Raw genomic sequence first — 24,159 nt, 5'->3', positions numbered from 1 at the left:
CCTCGTTCACTGACCGCCCTCCGTCCGGGTATTGAGAATGTTGACCCCGCGCACCAGCACCGACGGGCAGCCGTGGCTCACCGCCGCCACCTGACCGGGCTGCGCCTTACCGCAGTTGAACGCGCCACCGAGCTGCCAGGTACTCGGTCCGCCGATCGCTTCCATCGACCCCCAGAAATCGGTGGTCGTCGCCTGGTAGGCGACATCGCGCAGCTGCCCGTCCAGTTCGCCGTTGCGAATGCGGAAGAATCGCTGACCGGTGAACTGGAAGTTGTAGCGCTGCATATCGATCGACCAGCTTTTGTCGCCCATGATGTAGATGCCGTCCTGCACCCGCGAGATCAACTCGGCGGTGCTGGTGTCGCGTTCGGGATCGGGCTGCAACGACACGTTCGCCATCCGCTGGATCGGAACATGGTGCGGCGAATCGGCATACGAGCAACCGTTGGAGCGGTCGAGGCCCAGACGTGGGGCGAACACGCGGTCGAGCTGGTAGCCGACCAGGACGCCGTCGCGCACCAGATCCCACTGCTGGCCCGCCACGCCTTCGTCGTCGTAACCGACGGTGCTCAAGCCGTTGACCTGGGTGCGGTCACCGGTGACGTGCATGATCGGCGTGCCGTACCGCAGCGTGCCGAGCTGATCGGGAGTCGCGAACGAGGTACCCGCGTACGCGGATTCGTAGCCGATCGCGCGGTCGTATTCGGTGGCATGGCCGATGGATTCGTGGATCGTCAGCCACAGGTTCGTCGGGTCGATCACCAGATCGGTGGGGCCCGCGACAACGCTGGGCGCCTTCACCTTCTCGGCCAGCCAACCGGGGATCTGGGCGAGTTCGCCCGTCCAGTCCCAGGTTCCGTCGGCACCGGTGACGTATTCCCAGCCGCGACCCGCGGGCGCGGCCAGGGTGCGCATCGTCTCGAACACCCCGGACGCGGAATCGACGGTGACCGCGGCCAACTGGGGGTGCAGGCGCACCCGCTGCTGGGTGATCGATGAACCCGCGGTGTCGGCGTAGAACGTCTGCTCCTTGACCTGCAAGACCGAGGCGGTGACATGGTCGACGCCATCGGCGGCCGACAGGCGTTCCGAATAGTCCTGCAGCAGCGCCACTTTGTCGGCCGTCGGCACCGCGAACGGGTCGAGGTCGTAGGCCGAGACCCATGAGACGTCGTCATAGCGCGGCTCGTCGGCCAGTTCGACGCGCTCCCGATTCAGCGAACGCAGCGCCCTCGCCACGGTCACCGCGCGGCGCGCGACCTCGGCGGCGATGTCGGGCGTGAGCGCGGCGTGGGAGGCGAAACCCCAGGTGCCGTCGACGATCACGCGCACTGCCAGCCCCAGCTCGGTGGAGTCGGTGACGGCTTCGACGCGACCGTCGCGCAACCGGATCGACTGTGACACCAAGCGTTGCACGCGCAGATCGGCATGCTCGGCCCCTGCCGCGCGGGCCGCCGACAGCGCGGCTTCGGCCAGGGTAGCGAGCCCGAGCGCGCGGAACTCCGCATCCACATCTCTGGAAGTCGTGGTATCCCTCACCGCACCTACGCTAACCGGTGCCACCGACACATGTGCGCCGCAACCGCTTCCGGCGCACATGTGTCGGTTGTCGTCGTGACGCGCGGACTCCGGTCATCCCGCGAGCGACGCCGAAAATGCCGTAGGGTCCCCGCCGTGCCGCCATCTGCCCTGCGTGATCGAAAAAGGGAACGAACCCGTCGTGCGATCCTCGTGGCCGCCGTCGAATTGTTCGAGGCCAGAGGCTATGAGGAAACGACCGTCGCCGAGATCGCGGCCGAGGCCGAGGTCGGCACCCGGACCTTCTTCAACTACTTCGCGAGCAAAGAAGATCTGCTCTTCCCCGAGAGCGACGAACGGGTGCGCGCGGCGGTCGCCGCCATCGCCACGCGTCGGCCCGGTGAGCGGCCGGTGGAAGTGTTGCTGCGGGCCCTGCGCGCCGCGGGCGACAATCCCGGCGAACGCCTCGTCGACGACATCAGCTCGCGGGTGGCCGCGCTGCGGGCGCGGGTCTCGCGCACTGTCCCCTCGGTGAGTGGTCGTGCCGCGCACGCGCAATTGGTCGCGCAGCGCGAGATCGCCCACCAGTTGCACCTCGCGTTCCCGCACGAACTCGACGAGGTCGGCGCCGCGGCGCTGGTCGGCGCCGTGGTCGGCGCGGTATCGGGGGCGCTGACCGTGCTGTTCCAACAGCCCCAGCACGGCGTCGACGACGGCGAACGCCTGCACCGCAAGATCCACGAGACCACCTCGCGGGTCCTGCAGCCCTGGCTGGCCGCCTCCGCGCCGTCGGAGCCGGTGCGCTAACCGAACTGCTGCCACCCCAAGCGGATCACCATCACCACCACGACGACGAGCAACACGATCCGAACGAACTCGGCGCCCTTGGCCAATGCCATCCGCGAACCGATCAGCGCACCGATGACATTGGCCACCGCCATGCCGGCGCCGAGGCCCCACAGGATGTGTCCGGTCGAGCCGAGGAACAGCAGCGCACCCACGTTCGACCCGCAGTTGATCACTTTCGCCATCGCCGCCGCCCGCACGAACTCGGTGCCGAGCAGCGTCGCGAAGGTGATGATCAAGAAGGTGCCGGTGCCCGGTCCGAGCAGTCCGTCGTAGAGGCCGATCAGCCCGGATGCGAGGCCGACGACCAGGATCACCCTGCGCCGCGTCGGCGGATGGGTGGCCATCGTCAGGCCGACCGAGGGGCGCAAGGTCACGAACACCGCCACGCCGACGAGCACCACCATCACCAGGGGGATGAACAGCTCACGGTCGATCAGCGAGACCGCCGCCGCGCCGCACGCGGCGGTGATCGCGGCGATCACCGCACCGGGCAGCAGGACCTTCCACTGCATCGGCACCCTGCGCGCGAAGGTCGCCACCGCGGTCGCGGTACCCGCCAGGGCGGCGAGCTTGTTGGTGCCGAGCGCGGTCTGCGGTGCGATGCCGGGGACGACGAGGAACAGCGTCGGCAGAATGATCAGCCCACCGCCGCCGACCACGGCGTCGACCCAGCCCGCCGCCGCGGCGGCCACCAGTAGGACCGTCCAGTCTCCGAGTTGCACGCGTCCAGGCAATCAAGATCACGGCCGGAAAGCCAGCCGGGGCTACGCTGGCCCCGTGCGCCGGTTCAGCCTGTGGCTACGCGGACGACCCATCGTCGCCGACTCGATCCTCGCGGGATTGCTCCTGCTGCTCGACGCCCTCGGGGTGGGCGACGAACGCAACAAGGTCGTCTATCTGTTCTTCTCGGTGATTCTGCCGTTGCCGCTGATCCTGCGCCGGGTGTACCCGCGGGCGGTCTCGGCGGCGCTGCTGGTGCTGTCGCTGCTGAACACCCTGATCGGCTACCTGACCGATGAACACTCCGCCGACCACGTCGCCTTGATCGGCCTCGGGGTGATGCTCTACACGCTCGTCGCCTACGTGGGCCGACGTGAGGGCCTCATCTTCCTCGCCTTCCTCGCGCTCGACATGGCGTTGTCGGTCCTGTTGCTCGACCAGCCACGGGGTGGAGATCTGGCGATGGCCGGGCTCATCTACGCGCTGTGCTGGACGTTGGCCGAGTTCAACGGCGCCCGGCACGCGTACGACTCCGAGGTCGCGGCCCGGCTCGCGGTCGCCGACTACGACAAGGAACGTCGCGCGCACGACGCGGTCGCCGCCGAACGCACCCGCATCGCCCGCGAACTCCACGATGTGGTCGCGCACGCGGTGAGCGTGATCATCGTGCAGGCCGACGGCGCCAAATACGCCCTGCGCGAGGACCCCGAAACCGCCGAACGCGCGCTTGCCACCATCGCGGGAACCGGGCGCGAGGCCCTGCGCGAGCTGCGCCGCACCGTCGCGCTGCTGCGCACCGAGCACGCCCCGGAACTGCTGCCCCAACACGGCAGCGCGGGTATCGCGAAGCTGGCCCAGATGATGCGCGAGGCGGGTCTGGCCGTCGACCTCGAACTGACCGGTGAACTCGACGACATCGCCCCCGAGGTGAGCCTCGGGCTGCACCGCATCGTGCAGGAATCGCTCACCAACACCCTGCGTCACGCGGGAACGGAGCCGAAGGCCGTGGTCCGGGTGCATCGGCGCGACGAGGACATCCTCGTCGAGGTCACCGACAGCGGCGGCGTTCCCGCGCAGGTGAGCCCCGGCGCCGAGATTCCCGGTGCCGGGATGGGGCTGGTCGGGATGCGCGAGCGAGTCGCGGTGCTCGGCGGCACCCTGAGCGCGGGCAGACTCGACGACGGCCGCTGGCGGGTACGGGCCGACCTCCCGCTGCGCTCCGAAACGGACTGACTTACGCGAAATAACCGAAGGACGCTGCGCTGCCGTGCGCATTAGGGTGAGGCAATGCCGATCAGCGTGCTCGTGGTGGACGATCAGGAACTCATGCGGATGGGCCTGAAAATGGTGCTGGGCGCACACCCCGACATCGAGGTGATCGGCGAAGCGGGCAACGGCGACGAGGCCGTGCGGCGGGCGAGCGAACTGCGCCCCGATGTGGTGCTGATGGATGTGCGGATGCCCGTCGTCGACGGGGTGACCGCCACCGCGCGGATCGTGGCCGCGGGCGAGGGTGTGCGGGTGCTCGTGATGACCACCTTCGACCTCGACGAACACGCTCTCGGTGCCCTGCGCGCCGGCGCGAGCGGATTCCTGCTCAAGGACACCCCACCCGAGGACCTCATCTCGGCCATCCGCAGCGTCGCAGGCGGTGACGCGGTGGTGTCGCCCAAGGTCACCAAGCGATTGCTGGACCGGCTCGTCGCCGAGGACCCGACGAGTCTGCGCGACCCGAAGATCCTCGACGTCCTCACCGCACGCGAACGCGAGGTGCTCGAACAGATCGCGGTCGGCCGCTCGAATGCCGAGATCGCCGCGGCGCTGTTCCTGTCGGAGGCGACGGTGAAGACACATGTCGGCCGGGTGCTCACCAAACTCGGCTTGCGCGACCGGGTGCAGGCGGTGGTGCTGGCCTACGAAACCGGGCTCGTCCGGCCCGGTGGCTGAGCACGCGGTCCCGCTCGGGAGAAAAATCGGGCGCTCGTGCGTTGACGGGATAGATCGTCCGAAAGGATCGCCATGACCGCCCTGCTGTTCGTCCTCTACCTCGTCGTCGAGATCGCCGCCCTCGTCGGTCTCGCCCAGCTGATCGGCATCGGCTGGGCGCTGGTCGCGCTGGTCGCGGTGTCGGGCGTGGGGTTGGTGCTGCTCGGACGGCAGGGCAGGCGGGTGTTCGACCGGTTCCGGCGGGCCTCACGCGGCGAGGTGACCGCCGAGAGCGCGGTCGCCGACGGCGTGATCGTCGCCACCGGATCGGTGCTGCTGTTCGTGCCCGGCCTGGTCACCGGACTCGTCGGCCTGCTCGCGCTGTTCCCGCCGACCAGGGCACTGCTGCGACCGGCACTGGAGAAGCTCGGTACCCGGCGCTTCGGTCCGTTGCCCTCGTTCGCGCCCTCGCCGTATCGCGGGATGGTGGTCGACGCCGACGGCGATGTGGTGGACGGCACCGTGGTCGGTCAGTGGTACGACGACGGTCACACCGCGGGCCCGCGCGCGCTCGGCCCCGCCTGAATTCGACCAGGCTCCGAGCGACATGCCCGTGCTCGGCGGCGAAGGGTCTACAGTACCGGCATGGCCCCCGAGCAGATCACCGTTACGGTGAGCGAGGAACTGGCCGACGCGGTGCGTAGAGCGAGCGCCGCTGCCGGACAGTCGATGTCGGACTTCACCACCGCCGCGTGGCGGTTGGAACTGATCGCCGTAGAGGCGAGTGGGCACTGTCCCGCCGGGTTCGGCGACGCGGAAGTGCGCGCCGCGCTGTCGCTGCCGACCTGACCTACTCGCCGCCCGGCTGAGACTGTCCCTGCCGAGGTGACGATCCATCGATACGGCAGACTGGGACATCGTGAGTACCCAGTTGCTGATCGGTGGTCGTTTCTACAGTTCCAGTTCCCCGGACGCGACCGCGATGGCGGTCACCGACGGCACCGTGGTGTGGCTGGGCGCCGAAGCGCCTGGACGCGCGATGCATCCCGATGCGGAGATCGTCGACCTCGACGGTGCGTTCGTCGCGCCCGCGTTCGTCGACCCGCATGTGCACATCACCGCGCTGGGACTGCAACTGACCGGGCTCGACGTGAGTGGCGCCGGATCCCTGACCGAACTGCTCGAGACGGTCCGTACGCACGCCGCGAATCAGCCGGACGGGGTGATCATCGGTGAGGGTTGGGACGACACCACCTGGCCCGAACAGCGTCCGCCGACGGTCGCCGAACTCGACGAGGCCGCCGGTGCGGGCAGGCTCGTCTACCTGGCGCGCGTCGACGCGCATTCGGCCGTGGCGTCCTCGGCGCTGCTCGACGCGGCGGGCGAGCTCGGCGACGGATATCAGCGCGGCGAACTGCTGCGTGCCGACGCCCACCACCGGGTGCGCACGGTCGCCCTCGCGGAACTCACTCGCGCCCAGCGAGATTCGGCGCGCAAGGCCGCTCTGGACGCGGCAGCCGCACATGGCATCGTCGCTGTGCACGAATGCGCGGGGCCCGATATCTCCGGCCGCGACGACATCCGCGAACTGCTCGCGTTCGAACACGGCGTGGCTGTGCGCGCCTATTGGGGTCAGGCCGTGCGGACCGCGGACGAGGCGCGCGCCCTGATCGCCGAGCTCGGGGTGCACGCGCTCGGCGGCGACCTGTTCGTCGACGGTTCGCTCGGCTCGCACACGGCATTGCTGCGCGCGCCCTACGCCGACGCGGCGGGCTGCGGCAAGAGCTTCCTCGACGAAGACACCGTCACCGCGCATCTCCACGCGTGCACCGAGGCCGGCATCCAGGCGGGCTTCCACGCCATCGGCGACGCCGCCATGGATACTGTCGTCGCCGGATTCGCCCGTGTCGCAGCCGAACTCGGAGGTCCGGCGATCGCCGCACGCGGGCACCGGGTGGAGCACGCGGAGATGACCGACGCCGCCGCGATCGAACAGCTCGCCGCGCTCGGCGTGATCGCCTCCGTGCAGCCCGGCTTCGACGCCGCCTGGGGCGGACCCGACGGGATGTACGCGACGCGCCTGGGCGCCGAGCGCGCCGCGGGCCTCAACCCCTTCTCGGCGATGGCGGCGGCGGGCATCTCCCTCGCCATCGGTTCCGACGCACCCGTGACCGCGATGAAACCGTGGGAACAGGTGCGCGCGGCCGTGCACCACCGCACCTCCGGCCACGGACTGTCCCCGCGCGCCGGCTTCGCCGCCGCCACCCGCGGCGCCTGGCGAGCGGGCGGCGTGCGCGACGGCATGGCGGGCACGCTGGTCCCCGGCGCCCCCGCCTCCTACGCCGTCTGGGACGCGGGCGACCTCGTTGTCGCCGCGGCCGCCGATACCGTGCAGCGCTGGTCCACCGACCCCCGCTCCCGGGTCCCCGGGCTCCCACGCCTTGACCCTGGTGCCGAGTTGCCGACCTGCCTGCGCACCGTGCACAACGGCACCACGATCTACACCGCCTGACCCGCCGTCGGCACCGCGCCGGCAACGAATCACGGAGCAGCACACCATGATCGACCCCGCTACGGCCCATCCCGACGCTACGACGTCCGACGTCGCCGACACGGACAAGGGACAGAACTCCACGATGATGCTGCGGATGCTGCTGGCGACGGCGGGCGGGTTGTTGCTGTTCGGCAGCTTCCCGCCCCGCCCGTTCTGGTTCCTCGCGCCGGTCGCCATCGCTCTGCTCACCCTCGCGGTGCGCGGGCCGGGCAAGCTGCGTGGGGGATTCGGCTACGGGATGCTCGGCGGGCTGGCGTTCTTCGTGCCGCTGCTGCCCTGGACCGGGATCTATGTCGGGCCGGTGCCGTGGCTGGCGCTCTCGACGGTGTGCGCGTTGTACTTCGGGCTGTGGGGCGTGCTCGCCCGGTGGTTGAGCGCGCTGCCGGGCTGGCCGGTGTGGCTCGCGCTGGCGTGGACCGCGAGCGAGTGGGTCAGGTCGAGTTTCCCGTTCGGTGGATTCCCGTGGGGGCGTGTCGCGTTCGGGCAAGCCGACGGTTGGTATCTGCCGCTGGCCGCCTACGGTGGCGCGCCGCTGGTCGGCTTCGCGGTGGCGCTGACCGGCACAGGTCTGGCTGCCCTTACGCTGCGTCTCTTCGCCTGGGCGCGCACCCCCGCGCCGCGCGCGAATACCCGCGCCGCGCGCATGGGATTTGCCACCGCCGTGGTGACCGTGGCTATCATGCCCCTGGTCGGAGTGATCCTGCGGCCGACGCTGCCCGACCCGGATGCGGGCACCCGGACGATCACGGTCGCCGCCATCCAGGGCAGTGTGCCGCGGCTCGGGCTCGACTTCAACGCCCAGCGCCGTGCGGTGTTGGACAACCACGTCCGGCGCACCGAGGAGTTGGCCGACGCCGTCACCCGCGGACAGGCCGCACGGCCCGACATCGTGATCTGGCCCGAGAACTCCTCCGATATCGATCCGTTGCGTAATGCCGACGCCGCCGCGGAGATCACGGAAGCCTCGGTGAAGATCGGCGCCCCGATCCTGGTCGGCGCAGTCCTGGTGAATGGTGACCGCACGACCACCAACTCGGTGATCGTGTGGAACGGCACGGCCGGCCCGGGCGAGCGGCACGACAAGAAGATCATCCAGCCGTTCGGCGAATACCTGCCGATGCGTGGTTTCTTCCGTTTGTTCTCTTCCTATGCTGATCGTGCGGGCTATTTCGTGCCGGGTAACGGTGACGGAACAGTGACGGCCGCCGGTGTTCCGATCGGTGTGGCGACCTGCTACGAGGTCGCTTTCGATCGAGCATTTCGGGAATCTCTCGCCGCGGGCGCCCAACTGCTGACAGTGCCGACCAACAACGCCACGTTCGGTGAGAGCGAGATGACCTATCAGCAACTCGCCATGTCGCGGGTGCGCGCGGTCGAACACGGGCGCGCGCTGGTGGTCGCAGCAACCACGGGAGTGAGTGGGATCATCACTGCTGACGGCGTGCTCAGGCAGCACACCGAGCAGGTCGTCCCCGCCGCGCTGGAGGCACAGCTACCTTTGCGCGACGCGACGACAATCGCTACCCGAATCGGTGTATGGCCCGAACTGGCGTCCGTTATCCTGTCCGCGATCGGCGTCGGGCTGGTATTTCTTCGACGCCGCCGAGTGAATCCGACGAAGACTGTGCGGATTTCGGACAATTCTGAATAAGCGGTTTGTTTCAACCCGGGGGAAGCGGCACCAAGTTGCAGCTGCAGGGGCGTAATCCAAAGAGATCAAAATAAATCCATCTCGGTAGCCATCCGGCTGCCGGAGTACTCCGAATCATGGGCGTGGTAAAGCCACGCCCTGGGTCCTCGTGTGCCCGGGCGCTGCTCGGGGAGTTGTGACACAAGGCAGAAACGGAGTGCTTGATGAGTTCTTTGGCCACCGACCACGTCAGCTCGAGCGTCACCGACGAGGACCCGGGCCAACCGTTCGCCCTCTCACCCGGTCAGACAGCACTGTGGTACGCGCAACGGATCCGGCCCGACATCCCGCTCACCATCGCTCACTACGTCGAACTGCGCGGTGATCTCGATGTCGGGAGGCTGCTCTACGCGGTGGAGCGCTACGGCGCGGAATCCCAAGTGGGACATGTCCGCCTACTCGAGATCGACGGCGTACCCCACCAGCGAGTGGATCCGACCTGGCGGCCCGGCTGGGCTCGGCTCGATCTGCGCGGCGAATCCGACCCGCGCGCTGCCGCGCTGGGATGGATGAACTCCCACGCCAGCACCCCGATCGACATGGAGCACGAGCCCCTCACCATCAATGTGGTGTTGCGGGTCGGTGACCGGGAATGGTTCTGGTACGAGCGCGGACACCACATCGTCATCGACGGTTACGGTGCGATGAACGCGCTCTCGCGCACCGCCGAGATCTACACCGCCGTCGGCGAGCAGCGCGAACCGTCGGTGTCGAGGGCCGCCGCGCTCGTCGACCTCTACGCCGACGAATCCCGCTACCGGGAGTCCACCCGGTTCCGCGCCGACCGCGAGTACTGGATGGAACAGCTCGCCGGCGTGGGCGAACCGATGACACTGTCGTCGGTGACCGCCGCGGGCGATACCCACGACGCGGGTCGCCACCGTGCCACCGCGGTGCTCGACACCGACCTCGACACCCTGCTCACCGACGCGATCGCCACCCACGGTTCGGCCAACTCGGCGCTCATCGTCGCCGCACTCGCCGCCTACGTCCGCTCGGTCACCGGTGACCCCGATGTCGTACTGAGCCTGCCGGTTTCGGCCCGTACCACGGTCGCGCTGCGCCGTTCGGCGGGCGTGGTGTCGAACGTGGTACCGCTGCGGGTCCGGTTCGACGAGCACACCACCGTCGCCGACGTCGTGCGCCAGACCGAACTGCAGATCACCGGCGCGCTGCGGCACCAGCGCTACCGCTCCGACGACATCCGTCGCGACTGCGGCTACTCCCGGGACGCGCGTGGTTTCTTCGGGCCGATGGTCAACATCATGCTGTTCCACGACGAGCTGAAGTTCGACGATATCGCCGGTCAGGTCAACGTTCTCGCCACCGGACCCGTCGAAGACCTCTCGATCAACATCTACAACGGCGACGGCGGCCGCATCCAACTCGACTTCGAGGCCAACCCGAAGCTCTACGGCGAGTCCGAGAACGCTGCCCACCACTCCCGCTACCTCGACTTCCTCGCGCGCTTCCTCGCTGCCGAGCCGACCACCCCCACCTACACGCTCACCGCGATCACCGCCGCCGAGAACGACAGGGTGCTGCGGGAGTGGAACAGCACCGAGATGCCGATGCAGGCCGCGACCCTGGTCTCGCTGTTCGAGGAGCAGGTGCGCCGCAGCCCGCATGCCGTCGGGCTCGAATTCGGTGACCGCACCATCGGATACACCGAACTCGGCGACCGGGTGAACCAGCTGGCGCGTGAACTCATCGCCCGCGGCGCGGGCCCGGAGACCACCGTCGGTGTGTGCCTGCACCGCAGTATCGATCTGGTCGTCGGGATCTACGCGGTGCTCGCGACCGGCGCGGCCTACCTGCCGCTGGATCCCGAGCATCCGGTCGATCGCATCGAAGCGGTGGTGACACAGGCGGATCCGGTGTGTGTGCTCACCGCGGATCGCGACGGTGTCCGGCTGCCCGCGGGCACGGTCCGGATCGATCTGGACGCCCTCGACGTGAGCGGCAACGATGTCGCGCCGATCACCGATGCCGACCGTCGCGCGCCCTTGCGGCCCGAGCACCTCGCCTACGTCATCTTCACCTCCGGTTCCACCGGTAAGCCCAAGGGCGTCGGCGTCACACATGCCGCGATCGTGAACCGGTTGCGCTGGATGCAGGCCGAATACCCGATCGATCACACCGACGCGGTCCTGCAGAAGACCCCGGCCACCTTCGACGTGTCGGTGTGGGAGTTCTTCTGGCCGCTGCAGGTCGGTGCGCGCCTGGTGGTCGCCGCTCCCGAAGGGCATCGCGACCCGGCCTACCTGGCGCGAATCATCACCGAAAGGGCTATCACCACAGCACATTTCGTGCCGTCGATGCTGTCGTTGTTCGTCACCGACCCGCGCGTGCGCGGCGGGGCGGGACTGCGCCGGGTGTTCTGCAGTGGCGAGGCGCTACCGGGCGCCACCGTTCGCGATTTCCATGCCGCGCTGCACGGTCCCGACGGGGGACCGGAACTGCACAATCTCTACGGGCCCACCGAGGCCGCGGTCGACGTCACCTACTGGCCGTGCCCGGCCGACGCCACCACGGTGCCGATCGGTTCGCCGGTGTGGAACACCCAGACCTACGTGCTCGACGCGCATCTGCGCCCGGTGCCGCCCGGTGTCGCGGGCGAGTTGTACCTGGCCGGCGTGCAGCTGGCTCGCGGCTACCTCGGCCGCCCCGACCTGAGCGCCGACCGGTTCGTCGCGAATCCGTTCACACCGGGGCAGCGGATGTATCGCACCGGTGACCTGGCGCGCTGGCAGATCGCCGGCGGTGTCCTGGAATACCTGGGCCGCACCGACTTCCAGGTGAAGATCCGCGGACTGCGGATCGAACTCGGCGAGATCGAATCCGCGTTGCTCGCCCAGGACGGGATCGCCCGCGCTGTCTGCGTCGCTCGCGCCGGGCGTACCGGTGACGACGAACTCGTCGCCTACGTGGTCGCCGCGCGGGGCGCCTCGGCGCCGGAGCCCACCGCCCTGCTCTCGACACTGCGCCGCGGCCTGCCGTCCTACATGGTGCCCTCGGCACTGGTCGTGCTCGACGAACTGCCGTTGAGCGCCAACGGCAAGGTCGACCGCAAAGCGCTGCCCGCGCCGGAGGTGGGCGTGCGGGTTACCGCAGGCGCCGCGGCGCCGCGGACCGAACTGGAATGCGCACTCGCGGAGATCTTCACCGAGGTTCTCGCCTTGGACGGCACCGCGATCGGTGTCGAGGACAGCTTCTTCGACCTCGGCGGCAACTCACTGGTCGCCGCCCGCGCGGTCGCCAGGATCAACACCACCCTGGATGCGAACCTCACCATCCGGGAAATGTTCGAGTCGCCCAATATCGCCGCGCTGGCCGCCTACATCAGCACCCATCGGCCCGAAACCTCCACGCCGAAACTGGTTCCCGTGCGCAGGCCCGAACTGGTGCCGCTGTCGCTGGCCCAGCAGCGGCTGTGGATCCTCAACCGCTTCGCCGAACACGCCGCCGCCTACAACATGCCCTTGGCCCTGCGGCTCACCGGACATCTCGACCTCGACGCGTTGCGCGCGGGTCTGCGTGACGTCCTGGACCGTCACGAGAGCCTGCGCACCAGTTTCCCCGAGGGCCCCGACGGCCCGTACCAGCTCATCCACCCGGCGGCCGGGGTGGAACCCGAACTCACGCCGGTGGACGTGTCCGCCGCCGAGATCCCCGCGCTGGCAGCGCAGGTGGCGGGGCGCGGTTTCGATCTGCGGACCGAGACACCGCTGCGGGTGGCGCTGTACCGGGTCGGCGCCGAAGATCACCTGCTGCTCGTGGTGCTGCACCACATCAGCGGTGACGGCTGGTCGGTCGCCCCGTTGGCCAGGGATCTGATGGTCGCGGTCTCGGCGCGCGCGGGCGGTGCCGCACCCCAGTGGGCGGCGCTGCCGGTGCAATACGCCGATTTCGCGATGTGGCAGCGCGAACTGCTCGGCGAGGAAACCGACCCCGAAGCGCCCATCGCGCGTCAGCTCGGGCACTGGCGCGGCACGCTGGCCGGGCTGCCCGATCAGCTCGACCTGCCGCTCGATCGGCCGCGGCCGATGCAGCGTGGCACCGGCGGAGACACCGTCGAATTCGTCATCGACGCCGAAACCCGGCGTGCGGCAGCCGAACTCGCGACCGGTCGCGGGGTGAGCATGTTCATGGTGCTGCACGCGGCGCTGGCCACCCTGCTGGCCCGGCTGTGCGCGAGTACCGACGTCACCATCGGTACGCCCATCGCGGGCCGGTCCGATCCGGCGCTGGACGAGCTGGTCGGCATGTTCGTCAACACCCTGGTGTTGCGCACCGACGTGAACCTCGATGCCGGGTTCGACCGCATGCTCGACCTGGTCCGCGAGACCGATCTCGATGCCTTCGCCAACCCCGACGTGCCCTTCGAACGACTCGTGGAACTGGTCAACCCCGATCGCTCGACCAGCAGGCATCCACTGTTCCAGGTGATGTTGTCCTACGACCGCACTCCGGAGCTGAGCGTCGAATTGCCCGGTGTCACAGCGGAACTGGTGCCGATCGAGATCGGTGTCGCCAAGTTCGATCTTCAGCTCGAAGTGCGCGACAACCACGATGACGGACCACTGCACGCCGAATTCGGTTTCGCCACCGACGTCTTCGATCGCGCCACGGTGGAGGCCATCGCCCGGCGGTTCACCACGCTGCTGGCCGCCGCCGTCGCGACCCCCGACACGGCCGTGGGCGACCTCGACGTGCTCGACCGCCGCGAGATCGCCCGACTGGTTCCGGTGGCCGGTGCGCCCGCCGAACCGGCCTGCACGCTGGCCCGGCTGCTCAGCGACACCGCACAACACCTGCCCGACTCGGTGGCGGTGCGCTACCTCGGCTTCGACACCACCTACCGGGAGCTCGACGAGTGCTCGAACCGGCTGGCGCGCAGCCTGATCGCGCACGGTGCCACCCCTGAATCGGTGGTCGCCGTCGCGCTGCCGCGCAGCCTCGAGTCGATCATCGCCATCTGGGCGGTCGCCAAAACCGGCGCCGCGTACGTGCCCGTCGATCCCGCCTATCCGACCGAACGCATCGCGCACATGGTCGGCGACTCCGGCGCCACGCTCGGGCTCACCCTGCCCGAACACCTCGCCGCGCTGCCCACCATCACCGGCAAGCACCGGCGGTCGCCGGAGTGGATGGTGTTCGGGACGGCTGATTTCGAGGCCGACTGCGCGGTCCGCTCCGCCACTCCGCTGTCCGACGCCGACCGCAGGAATCCGATGCGGGCGGGTCAGCCCGCCTACCTCATCTACACCTCGGGCTCGACCGGCATCCCCAAGGCCGTCGTGGTCACCCACGCGGGTATCGCCTCGCTGGCCAGCGAACAAACCCAGCTGTTCAAGGTGACCGAGCACGCGCGCACCATGCACTTCTCCTCGCCCAGCTTCGATGCCTCGGTGCTCGAACTACTGCTCGGGTTCGCCGCGGGCGCGACGATCGTCGTCGCCCCGGCCGATCTCTACGGCGGCGCGGAACTGGCCGGTTTCCTGCGCTCGGAACGCATCACCCACGCGTTCATCACCCCCGCCGCGCTGGCCACGGTGCCCGCGGGTGAGTTCCCGGCCCTCGGCACGGTGATCGTCGGCGGCGAGGCCTGCTCGGACGAGCTCGTCGACGCCTGGGCCACGAAATACCGGATGCACAACATGTACGGCCCGTCCGAGGCCACCGTGGCGGTCACCGCGAGCGCGGCCATGGTGCCGGGGGAGCCGGTGCCGCTGGGCGCACCCGTGCGCGGCATGCGGTTGTTCGTCCTCGACGGCAGGATGAACCCGGTGCCGCCGGGGACGCCGGGCGAGCTGTACGTCTCAGGGCCCGGTCTGGCTCGCGGGTACCTCGGCAAGTCGGCGCTCACCGCGCAGCGATTCGTCGCCAATCCGCACGGACGCGTCGGTGAAAGGATGTATCGCACAGGCGATCTCGTGGTCGCCGATATGACCGGCCGCCTGCGTTTCCTCGGCCGTGCCGACGATCAGATCAAGATCCGTGGCTTCCGCGTCGAACTGCGCGAAATCGACCACGTGCTGCGCGAACACCCGGGCGTGCGGTCGGCGCTGACCATTGTCCACGTCGACGAGCAGGGGCAGCAGCGGCTCGCGTCCTATGTCACCGCCGACGGCCCGGTCGAACCGGCCGCCCTGCTCGACACCGCTCGTGGCAGGCTGCCCGGCTACATGGTGCCCGCCGCGCTGGCGGTGCTCGACGCGATGCCGGTCACCCCGGCGGGCAAATTGGACCGAAAGGCTCTGCCCGCACCGGAATTCGTGGTCAACGGGGGGTCGCGCGCGCCGCGCACACACCTCGAGATGCGGGTGGCCGCGGTGTTCACCGAGATTCTCGGTCGCCCGATCCCCGGCGCCGAGGACAGCTTCTTCGACATCGGCGGCAACTCGCTGCTGGCCACCCGGCTCGCCGCCGCGCTGCACGCCGACTTCGAGGTGGACCTGCCCGTCCGCCAGATCTTCGAGGCGCCGACCGTGGCGGGCATCGCCCGGCTGATCACGGAAGCGCCCCGGACGCAGCGGGTGGCGCTGGCGGTACACACCCCGCGCCCGGGACGCATACCACTGTCGTTGCCGCAGCAACGACTGTGGTTCCTGAACCGATTGTCCCCTGAATCCAGCGCCTACAACATCGCATTCGTCTTGCGAATCGGCGGAGATCTGGACGTCGACGCGCTGCGGGGCGCCCTCACCGACCTGGTGGAGCGTCACGAAGTACTGCGCACCGTGTTCCCGGAAGACCTCTCCGGCGCCCAGCAGGTGATCCTGCCGCTCGCGCAGGCGATGCCGGTGATCGAGGTCGTCGACTCCGCACCGGATCGGGCGCAGGCGGCGCTGACCGCGCTGGCACGCCAGGGCTTCGACCTCACCCTACAGACGCCGTTGCGAGTGTCGTTGCAGCGCACCGCATCCGATGAGCACCTGCTCGGCGTCGTCGTGCACCACATCGCCGCCGATGGCTGGTCGCTCGGCCCGCTGACGCGTGATCTCGCCATGGCGTACGTGGCGCGGACCGGCGGCACCGCCGTCGAGCACGCGCCGCTGCCCGTGCAGTACGCCGACTTCAGCCTGTGGCAGCGGGCCGTGCTCGGTGCCGAGGACGATCCGGACAGCATCACCGCCACCCAGCTCGCGTTCTGGCGCGAGACCCTGTCCGAGCTGCCCGACGAGTTGCCGCTGCCGTTCGACCGCCCCCGGCCGGTCGAACCGACGGGGACGGCGGGCACCGTGACCTGCCAGGTTTCGGCGCCGCTGCAACAAGCACTGGCCGAGCTGGCAGCCGATACCGGTGTCAGCCTGTTCATGGTCGTGCGCTCTGCCCTGTCGGTGCTGCTGCGCAGCGTCACCGGCGGACGCGACATTCCCATCGGCACTCCGGTCGCCGGGCGCACCGACATCCAGCTCGACGACCTCGTCGGCATGTTCGTCAACACCCTGGTGCTGCGCTCCGACGTCGACCCCGACCGCAGCTTCACCGAACTGCTGCACGCCGACCGCGACAGCGAACTGGCCGCCCTCGCCCACGCCGATGTGCCGTTCGAACGCGTCGTCGACGCGCTCGGCCGGGAGAGCAGGGCGAGCAACCGGCACCCGCTGTTCCAGGTCGCGTTGAGCATGCAGGACAACCGCACGCCGACGCTGGAACTGCCCGGTCTGCGGCTGGACGCGCGCGAGCTCGACATCGCGCTGGCCAAGTTCGACCTGGAACTGCGGGTCGCGCCCGCCGACGAGGGCGGGCTGCGGTTCGAGTTCGTCTACGCCGCCGAACTGTTCGACGCCGCCACCATCGACATCCTCGCCGATCGGTTCGTGCAGATCCTCAACCAGGTGACCGCCGACCCGCGGCGACTCGTGTGCGATCTCGACCCGCTCACCGTGCTCGAACATCGCGATCACGTCCCGGCACAGGGACCGGCCGCGGTCACGCCGGTCATCCTGGCCGACATTCTCGACGGCGCGGCGACGAAGTATCCGCGTCGGCCCGCGCTGCGCTGGTTCGCCGGGGGCAGTGTCAGCGGGGAAGTGGGCGAGCTCGACTACGCCGAAGTCGCCGACCGGGCACACCGGCTCGGTCGGGCACTGATCGCGCGCGGGATCGGCACCGGCGACCGCGTGGCAGTCGGTCTGACCCGTTCACTGGACTGCGCCCTCGCCATCTTCGGCGTCGCCGCCTCCGGTGCGGCGTTCGTCCCCGTCGACCCGCGCTACCCGGCCGATCGGGTGCGGCACATGCTCACCGACTCCGGTGCAGGCGCGGTCATCACTGTGCGCGCCGACGCGGACGCACTGCGCGAGGCCGCGGGCACGATCGACACCCAGTGGTTGCTGATGGACGACGACGAGCTGACCGCCGAACTGGCGGGCTACGACGGGGTCCGGATCAGCAATGCCGAGCGGATCCGCCCGGTGCGCACCGCCGACCTGGCCTATCAGATCTACACCTCCGGCTCCACCGGCCTGCCCAAGGGCGTCACCGTCACCCACAGCGGTCTCACGAGCCTCGCGCTCGACCTGCGCGAACGCATGGGTCTCGACCGGTTCTCCAGGACGTTCTTCTTCTCCACGCCCAGTTTCGACGTCTCGGTGCTGGACATGCTCCTTGCCGTCTACTCGGGTGCCGAGATGGTGATCGGCCCGATCGACATCTACGGCGGTGACGAACTCGGGGCCCTGCTCGAACACGAACAGATCACCCACACCTTCCTGACGCCCGCGGTGCTGGCCTCCATCGATGCCACCCGCCACCCGCTGCCGATGCTGCGCGGTCTGATGGCCGGTGGCGAGGCGGTGCCACCGGACCTGGTGGAGAACTGGGCGCCGGGTCGGCGGTTCGTCAATGCCTACGGGCCCACCGAGTTCACCGTCATCGCCGCGATGTCGGAGCTGCGGGTGGGTGTCCCGGTGGCCATCGGAACGCCGGTGCGCGGTTCGCGGGCCCTCGTGCTCGACGAACGGCTGCGGCCGGTCCTCACCGGAGTGCCGGGTGAGCTCTACATCGGTGGCGCCGGTATCGCCCAGGGCTATCACGAGCGCTACGGCCTGACCGCCGGACGATTCATCGCCGACCCGTTCGGCCCGGCGGGCAGCCGGATGTACCGCACCGGCGACGTGGTGCGCTGGACCGCGGGTGGCGAGATCGACTACCTCGGTCGCAGTGACCATCAGGTCAAGGTGCGTGGTTTCCGGATCGAACTCGGCGAGATCAGCGCCGTCCTCGGCAGCCATCCCGAGGTCCGCTTCGCGCACACCGAGGTGCGCCGGATCGCCGGCGACGATCGGATCGTCGCCTGGATCCAGCTGAACGAGGGCATCGACCCGGCCGAAGTGGCCGGGGTGAAGCGTCATGCGATGGTCCGGCTGGCCGGGCACATGGTTCCGGCCTCGCTGAACCTGATCGATGAGGTGCCGCTCACGCCGGTCGGCAAGCTGGACCGCACCGCACTGCCCGATCCGGAATTCACCGCCACCGCGGGCCGGGCGCCACAGACCGAAGCCGAGCGGACCGTCGCGCGGGTATTCGAGGATCTGGTCGGGGCGAGCGAGGTCTGCGCCACCGACAGCTTCTTCGACATCGGCGGCAACTCGCTGCTGGCCACCCAGCTGGTGGCCCGCCTGGCCGCGGCCAGCAATGTGCGCCTGGAAGTGCGCACCGTGTTCGCGACGCCGACTGTCGCCGAGCTCGCCGCGCTCATCGAATCCGGACCGTCCGGCGACGAGTACCGGCCGGACCTGGTGCCGCAGCGCCGACCGGAACGGATTCCGCTGTCGGCGGCGCAGCGCAGGCTGTGGTTCCTCAACCGCTTCAACGCGGGCGCGCAGGGCGAGAGCCAATCGTCGGGGGCCTACAACATCCCGGTCGTGCTGCGTCTGCACGGCACGGTCGACCTCGATGCACTCATCGCCGCCTTGCACACGGTGCAACGTCGGCACGAGACGCTGCGCACGGTGTTCCCGGAAAGCTCGGGGGAGCCCGAGCAGTTGGTGCTCGACCCGGCGATCGCCGCTGTCACCCTGTTCCACGCGACGGCCACCGCCGGTGAGGTCGCGACGGCCGTGACCCGTTTCGTCACCCCGGGATTCGACCTGTCGGCCTCGGTGCCGATGCGGGCGGCGCTGATCAGCGTCGACCACACCGGGCAGTCGGCGCCGACCAAGGCCAAGTTCGCCGTCGCCCGGTCCACCGAGCATGTGCTGGTGCTGGTCGTGCACCACATCGCGATGGACGGCTGGTCGCTGGAACCGCTCGCCGCCGAAGTGGCCGCCGCCTATCGTGGCATCCAGATCGGTGAACCGTTCGGCGAACAGATCCCGCAAATCCAGTACGCCGACTACACGCTGTGGCAGCAGGACCTGCTCGGCACCGAGGACGATCCTGATTCGCTGATCAGCAAGCAGCTCGAGCACTGGCGCGGCGTGCTCGACGGCCTGCCCGAACTGCTCACCGTGCCCGCCGATCGGTCGCGCCCGCCGGTGCCCTCCTATCGGGGCGGCACCGTCGACTGCGCGGTCGACGCGGCGACCCACCGGGCGCTGCGCGGCATCGCCACCGCGAACAACGTCAGTATGTTCATGGTGTTGCACGCGGCCCTCGCGGTGCTGCTGCACCGGGTCACCGGCACCGAGGACATCGCCGTCGGCACCGCCAGCGCCGGCCGTGGGCATCCCGCGCTCGACGCGATGATCGGCATGTTCGTCAACACCCTGGTGCTGCGCACCGAGGTGGCCGACGAGCGCGCGTTCATCGACCTGCTGCGCACCGTGCGCGACGGAGACCTCGACGCCTTCGCCAATGCCGACCTGCCCTTCGAACGGCTCGTCGAAGTGGTCAACCCGGCGCGCTCACAGGCACATCACCCGCTGTTCCAGGTGATGCTCTCGGTGCGCAACAGTCCCGTGCGCATGCTGGAACTGCCCGGCCTGCGGATCGAAGCGGTCGACGCCGACGCCGGTATCGCCAAGTTCGACCTGCAGTTCACCTTCACCGAAACCCAGACCGCCGACCGGGTGGGCGACGGCATCAACCTGTCGGTGAACTACGCGGCCGACCTGTTCGACGAGGTCACCGCGCGCAGGCTCGGCGACCGTCTGGTCCGGTTGCTCACCGCCGTGGCCGCCGACCCGAACACCGCGGTCGGCGACCTGGCCTTGCTCGACGCGGTCGAGTGGACCGCGCTGGCGCCGGTGCACGGCACCCGCGCCGAGCAGCCGGTCACACTGCCCGAGGTCTTCGGTGCCGCCGTGGCCCGCTCGCGCGACGGCGTCGCGCTGTGCGCCGGCGACACGGTGGTCACCTACGACGCGCTCGACCGGTGGACCAACCGGCTCGCCCGCGTTCTCATCGATCAGGGCGTCGGGCCGGAAACCCTGGTGGCACTGGGTATTCCGCGTTCAGTGGAATCGGTGGCGACCATGCTCGCCGTCGCCAAGGCGGGCGCCGCGTTCGTGCCCGTCGACCCGAACTACCCGGCACAGCGGATCAGTCATATGCTCACCGATTCCGACGCGGCACTGGGTCTGACGCTGCTCGAGCATCGTGATCGGCTGCCCGCCGACACCCGCTGGCTGGTCCTGGACGATCCGCAGACCAGGGCCACCGTGCTCGGCACCGACGACTCGCCGATCATCGACGCCGAACGCATTCGCCCACTGCGCCTGCACAATCCGGCGTACGTGATCTACACGTCGGGCTCCACCGGGACACCGAAGGGCGTCGTCGTCACCCACGGTGGTCTGTCGAATTTCGCCGCCGAGACCGCCGACCGTTTCGACGTGCGTCCCGGCAGCCGGGTGCTGCACTTCGCCACCCCGAGCTTCGATGCCGCCATGCTCGATATCCTGTTCGCGCTCGGTGGTGCGGCGACGCTGGTGATCTCCCCGGCCGGGGTGGTCGGCGGCGAGGATCTGCGGCAGGTGTTCATCCGGGAACGGATCACCCACGCGTTCGTCACCACCGCCGCGCTCGGCACCGTCGACCCGGCGGGCGTGCATTCCCTTGCCCATGTGCTCACCGGTGGTGAAGCGCTGCCGCCGGAACTGCTCGCCCGCTGGGCGCCGGGGCGCAACTTCTACAACGTGTACGGCCCCACCGAGACGACCATCGTCACATTGATGCCGCAGGCGATGAACCCGCAGGGGCCGATCACCATCGGTGGGCCGATCCGCGGCGTCGCGGCGACCGTGCTGGACCGGCGCCTGCATCCGACGCCGATCGGCGTCACCGGTGAACTGCAGTTGGCTGGCTCGGCGCTGGCCCGCGGCTACCTGAATCGGCCGGGTCTCACCGCCCAGCGGTTCGTCGCCGATCCCTATGGCGCACCGGGCGAACGGATGTACCGCACGGGCGACCTGGTGCGCTGGCGCAACGGCGCGAAGTCGGCGCTGGACGTGGAGTACGTCGGCCGTACCGACCACCAGGTGAAGGTGCGCGGTTTCCGGATCGAACTCGGCGAGATCGACGTCGCGTTCGCCCGGCACGCCGATGTCGAGCTCGCGCTCACCATCGGTCACACCACGCAGGCCGGGGTCACCGCGCTCGTCTCGTATGTGAAGGCGCGCAACGGGTCCGCGCCGAGCGTGCCCGATCTGCTCGCCCACGTCGCCGGGCACGTGCCGAACTACATGGTCCCGCAGGCGATCATGTTGCTCGACGAGGTACCGCTGAGCCCGGTCGGCAAGCTCGATCGCGCCCGGCTGCCCGAGCCGGTGTTCACGGCGTCCGGTGGATACCGCGCGCCCGTGACCGCCGCCGAGAGGGCGCTGTGCGCGGTGTTCACCGAGGTACTCGGGGTGGAGCGGGTCGGCGCGGACGACGGGTTCTTCGAACTCGGCGGCAACTCCTTGCTGGCCACCAAAGTCGTTGCGGCACTGCGTGAACAGGGCTACGAGATGCCCGTCCAGATGATGTTCGGCGACGCCACCCCCTCGGCCATCGCGGCCAAGCTCGACGGCGCCGACCCGGAGGCGGTGATCGAGGCGGCGACCAGCCCGGTGCTGCCCATCCGCCCGTCCACCGGCCCGCACGACACCCCGCTGTTCTGCGTGCACCCGGCGATCGGTCTGGCCTGGTGCTACGCGGGACTGCTCGCTCATCTCGCCCCGCAGCGCCCGGTATACGGCCTGCAGGCCCCGCACGTGTCCGGCGACGACAGCTTCACCTCGATTCCCGAAGCCGCCGGACACTATGTCGCCCATATCAAGTCGATCCAGCCGCACGGTCCCTACCACCTGCTCGGCTGGTCGCTCGGCGGCCTGATCGCGCAGGAGATCGCGGTGCAACTGCAGGAAGCGGGTGAAGACGTCGCACTGCTCGCGATGATGGACAGCTACCAACTCGGCGACCGCTGGCTCGACACCTCGATGCCCAGCGTCGCCGATATCCTCGGCGAGTTCGGCGCCGACCTGGTCGACGGCGCACCGTTGCCCGCCGACCTCGACCTGCACGAAGCGGCGGATCTGCTACGGGCACAGGCTGGCCCGTTCGCCGCGCTCTCGGTGGACCACCTGCAACGCCTCTACACCGGCTACGCCGACGGCACCGTCATGGCAAACCGGTTCCGGCCGCGCACCTTCGACGGCGATCTCGTGTTCTTCACCGCCACGGCGGACGAGATCAACGCCGCCGATCCGAGCCGGTGTGCCCAAGCTTGGCAGCCGTTCGTCACCGGCAACATCCACAACCACGACCTGCCCTGCAGGCACGCGGCGATGACCACACCGGAATCGCTGGCGGCGATCGGCCCCGTGCTGCATCGCCACCTCGACGGAATACCGGAGATCACCGTGTGCGGCAGCGGCCAGAAGGAGATGCATCCGTGAGTCTCGCGGTAGAAGTGCGTGGCCTGGCCAAGAGTTACGGCAAGGTGCGCGTCCTGAAAGAAATCGATTTGGAGATCCCGGCGGGCACCGTACTTGGGCTGTTGGGTCCCAACGGCGCGGGCAAGACCACCACCGTGCGGATCGTCACCACGCTGTTGCGACCCGACGCCGGTTCTGTGCGGGTCGCCGGTATCGACGTGCTGGCCGATCCGGCCACCGCGCGCACCAGGATCGGGTTGTCCGGCCAGTACGCGGCGGTCGACGCGAACCTGACCGGTTACGAGAACCTGCGCATGGTGGCTCGCCTGTACGGGATGGGCCGCAAGCAGTCCGTCGCCCGTGTGGAGGAACTGCTCACCGCGTTCGGACTCGACCACGCGGCGGGCAGGCGGGCGGGCACCTACTCCGGTGGTATGGCACGTCGCCTCGACCTGGCCGGTGCGCTGGTGGCGCGACCGCCGGTGGTGGTGCTCGACGAACCGACCACGGGCCTCGACCCGCGTGGCCGCCTCGATATGTGGCAGGTGATCGGCGATCTCGTCGACGACGGCACCACCGTCCTGCTCACCACCCAATACCTCGAAGAGGCCGACCTGCTCGCCGACCGGATCACCGTCATCGACAAGGGCACCGTCATCGCCCGTGGTTCCGCCGACGAACTCAAGACCTCCATCGGCGGCGACCGGCTCACCGTCACCCTCGCCGCCGGGCAGAGCCCGTGGCCCGCGATGTCGGTGCTGCACCAGGTGGGCGTCGGCGAACCCCTCCACGAACCCGGCAGCGACGAGGTGTCGGTGGTTGTCGGCAACGGGTCACGCACGATGGTCGAAGCGTTGCGCCGCCTCGACGACGCCGGGGTCTGCGTCCTCGACGCGACGGTCGTGCGCCCGACTCTCGACGATGTCTTCCTGTCGCTCACCGGCACCCCGGCCGAGCCGATCCCCGAACCCGAAACCGACGATGTGCAAGAGGAGGTCCTGTCGTGAGTGCCCCCGAGGTCACGGTGGACGAGTACGAAACCCGCGACCTGCCGGTCCAGTCGACCACCCCGCGGTCGGCAGGCCCCGAGG

General features: G+C 69.4%; 11 protein-coding genes. 9 read left to right on the top strand and 2 right to left on the bottom strand.

Translation table 11 applies throughout. From position 1 onward, the window contains the following. Positions 1-6 precede the first annotated feature (6 nt). Positions 7-1,539: a TldD/PmbA family protein gene (locus OHS03_RS15135; protein WP_328663424.1), complete on the bottom strand. Its 1,533-nt coding sequence runs from the start codon at positions 1,537-1,539 to the stop codon at positions 7-9. Positions 1,540-1,674: 135 nt separating this feature from the next. Between OHS03_RS15135 and OHS03_RS15130 the strand changes: the two genes are divergently transcribed. After that, on the top strand, positions 1,675-2,325 hold the full coding sequence (locus OHS03_RS15130) for a TetR/AcrR family transcriptional regulator (protein WP_371852058.1): 651 nt from the start codon (positions 1,675-1,677) through the stop codon (positions 2,323-2,325). Here OHS03_RS15130 and OHS03_RS15125 read toward each other — a convergent pair. Next, positions 2,322-3,089, bottom strand: a complete 768-nt coding sequence (locus OHS03_RS15125) for a sulfite exporter TauE/SafE family protein (RefSeq protein WP_328663423.1) — start codon at positions 3,087-3,089, stop codon at positions 2,322-2,324. The genes OHS03_RS15130 and OHS03_RS15125 overlap by 4 nt on opposite strands. Positions 3,090-3,144: 55 nt before the next feature. On the opposite strand from OHS03_RS15125, the gene OHS03_RS15120 reads away from it, so the two are divergent. From OHS03_RS15120 to OHS03_RS15085, 8 genes are all read left to right on the top strand, one after another. After that, the gene (locus OHS03_RS15120; protein ID WP_062983469.1) at positions 3,145-4,320 is read left to right on the top strand and encodes a sensor histidine kinase; all 1,176 of its coding nucleotides are present in this window, start codon (positions 3,145-3,147) and stop codon (positions 4,318-4,320) included. 54 nt (positions 4,321-4,374) lie between these two features. Continuing rightward, on the top strand, positions 4,375-5,034 hold the full coding sequence (locus OHS03_RS15115) for a response regulator (RefSeq protein WP_056809783.1): 660 nt from the start codon (positions 4,375-4,377) through the stop codon (positions 5,032-5,034). A gap of 72 nt (positions 5,035-5,106) precedes the next feature. Beyond that, the gene (locus OHS03_RS15110) at positions 5,107-5,598 is read left to right on the top strand and encodes an FxsA family protein (protein ID WP_056809781.1); all 492 of its coding nucleotides are present in this window, start codon (positions 5,107-5,109) and stop codon (positions 5,596-5,598) included. A gap of 60 nt (positions 5,599-5,658) precedes the next feature. Next, complete coding sequence (locus OHS03_RS15105) at positions 5,659-5,862, top strand: hypothetical protein (protein ID WP_062983470.1); 204 nt, start codon at positions 5,659-5,661, stop codon at positions 5,860-5,862. Between the two features lie 70 nt (positions 5,863-5,932). Continuing rightward, a complete protein-coding gene (locus OHS03_RS15100; protein WP_328663421.1) occupies positions 5,933-7,525 on the top strand; it encodes an amidohydrolase in 1,593 nt (530 codons plus the stop codon). A gap of 124 nt (positions 7,526-7,649) precedes the next feature. Continuing rightward, positions 7,650-9,218 (top strand): apolipoprotein N-acyltransferase, encoded by a 1,569-nt coding sequence (gene lnt / locus OHS03_RS15095; RefSeq protein ID WP_328664240.1) that lies wholly within the window; start codon positions 7,650-7,652, stop codon positions 9,216-9,218. 203 nt (positions 9,219-9,421) lie between these two features. After that, on the top strand, positions 9,422-23,089 hold the full coding sequence (locus OHS03_RS15090) for a non-ribosomal peptide synthetase (RefSeq protein WP_328663419.1): 13,668 nt from the start codon (positions 9,422-9,424) through the stop codon (positions 23,087-23,089). After that, positions 23,086-24,075 carry an ATP-binding cassette domain-containing protein gene (locus tag OHS03_RS15085; RefSeq protein ID WP_194824883.1) on the top strand — a complete coding sequence of 330 codons (990 nt, stop codon included), beginning with the start codon at positions 23,086-23,088 and terminating at the stop codon, positions 24,073-24,075. The genes OHS03_RS15090 and OHS03_RS15085 overlap by 4 nt, the downstream gene beginning before the upstream one ends. The last annotated feature ends 84 nt before the right edge of the window (positions 24,076-24,159 follow it).

Source organism: Nocardia salmonicida, assembly GCF_036142455.1.
Classification (GTDB): Bacteria; Actinomycetota; Actinomycetes; order Mycobacteriales; family Mycobacteriaceae; genus Nocardia; species Nocardia salmonicida.
This window is presented reverse-complemented; position numbering and strand designations above follow the sequence as displayed.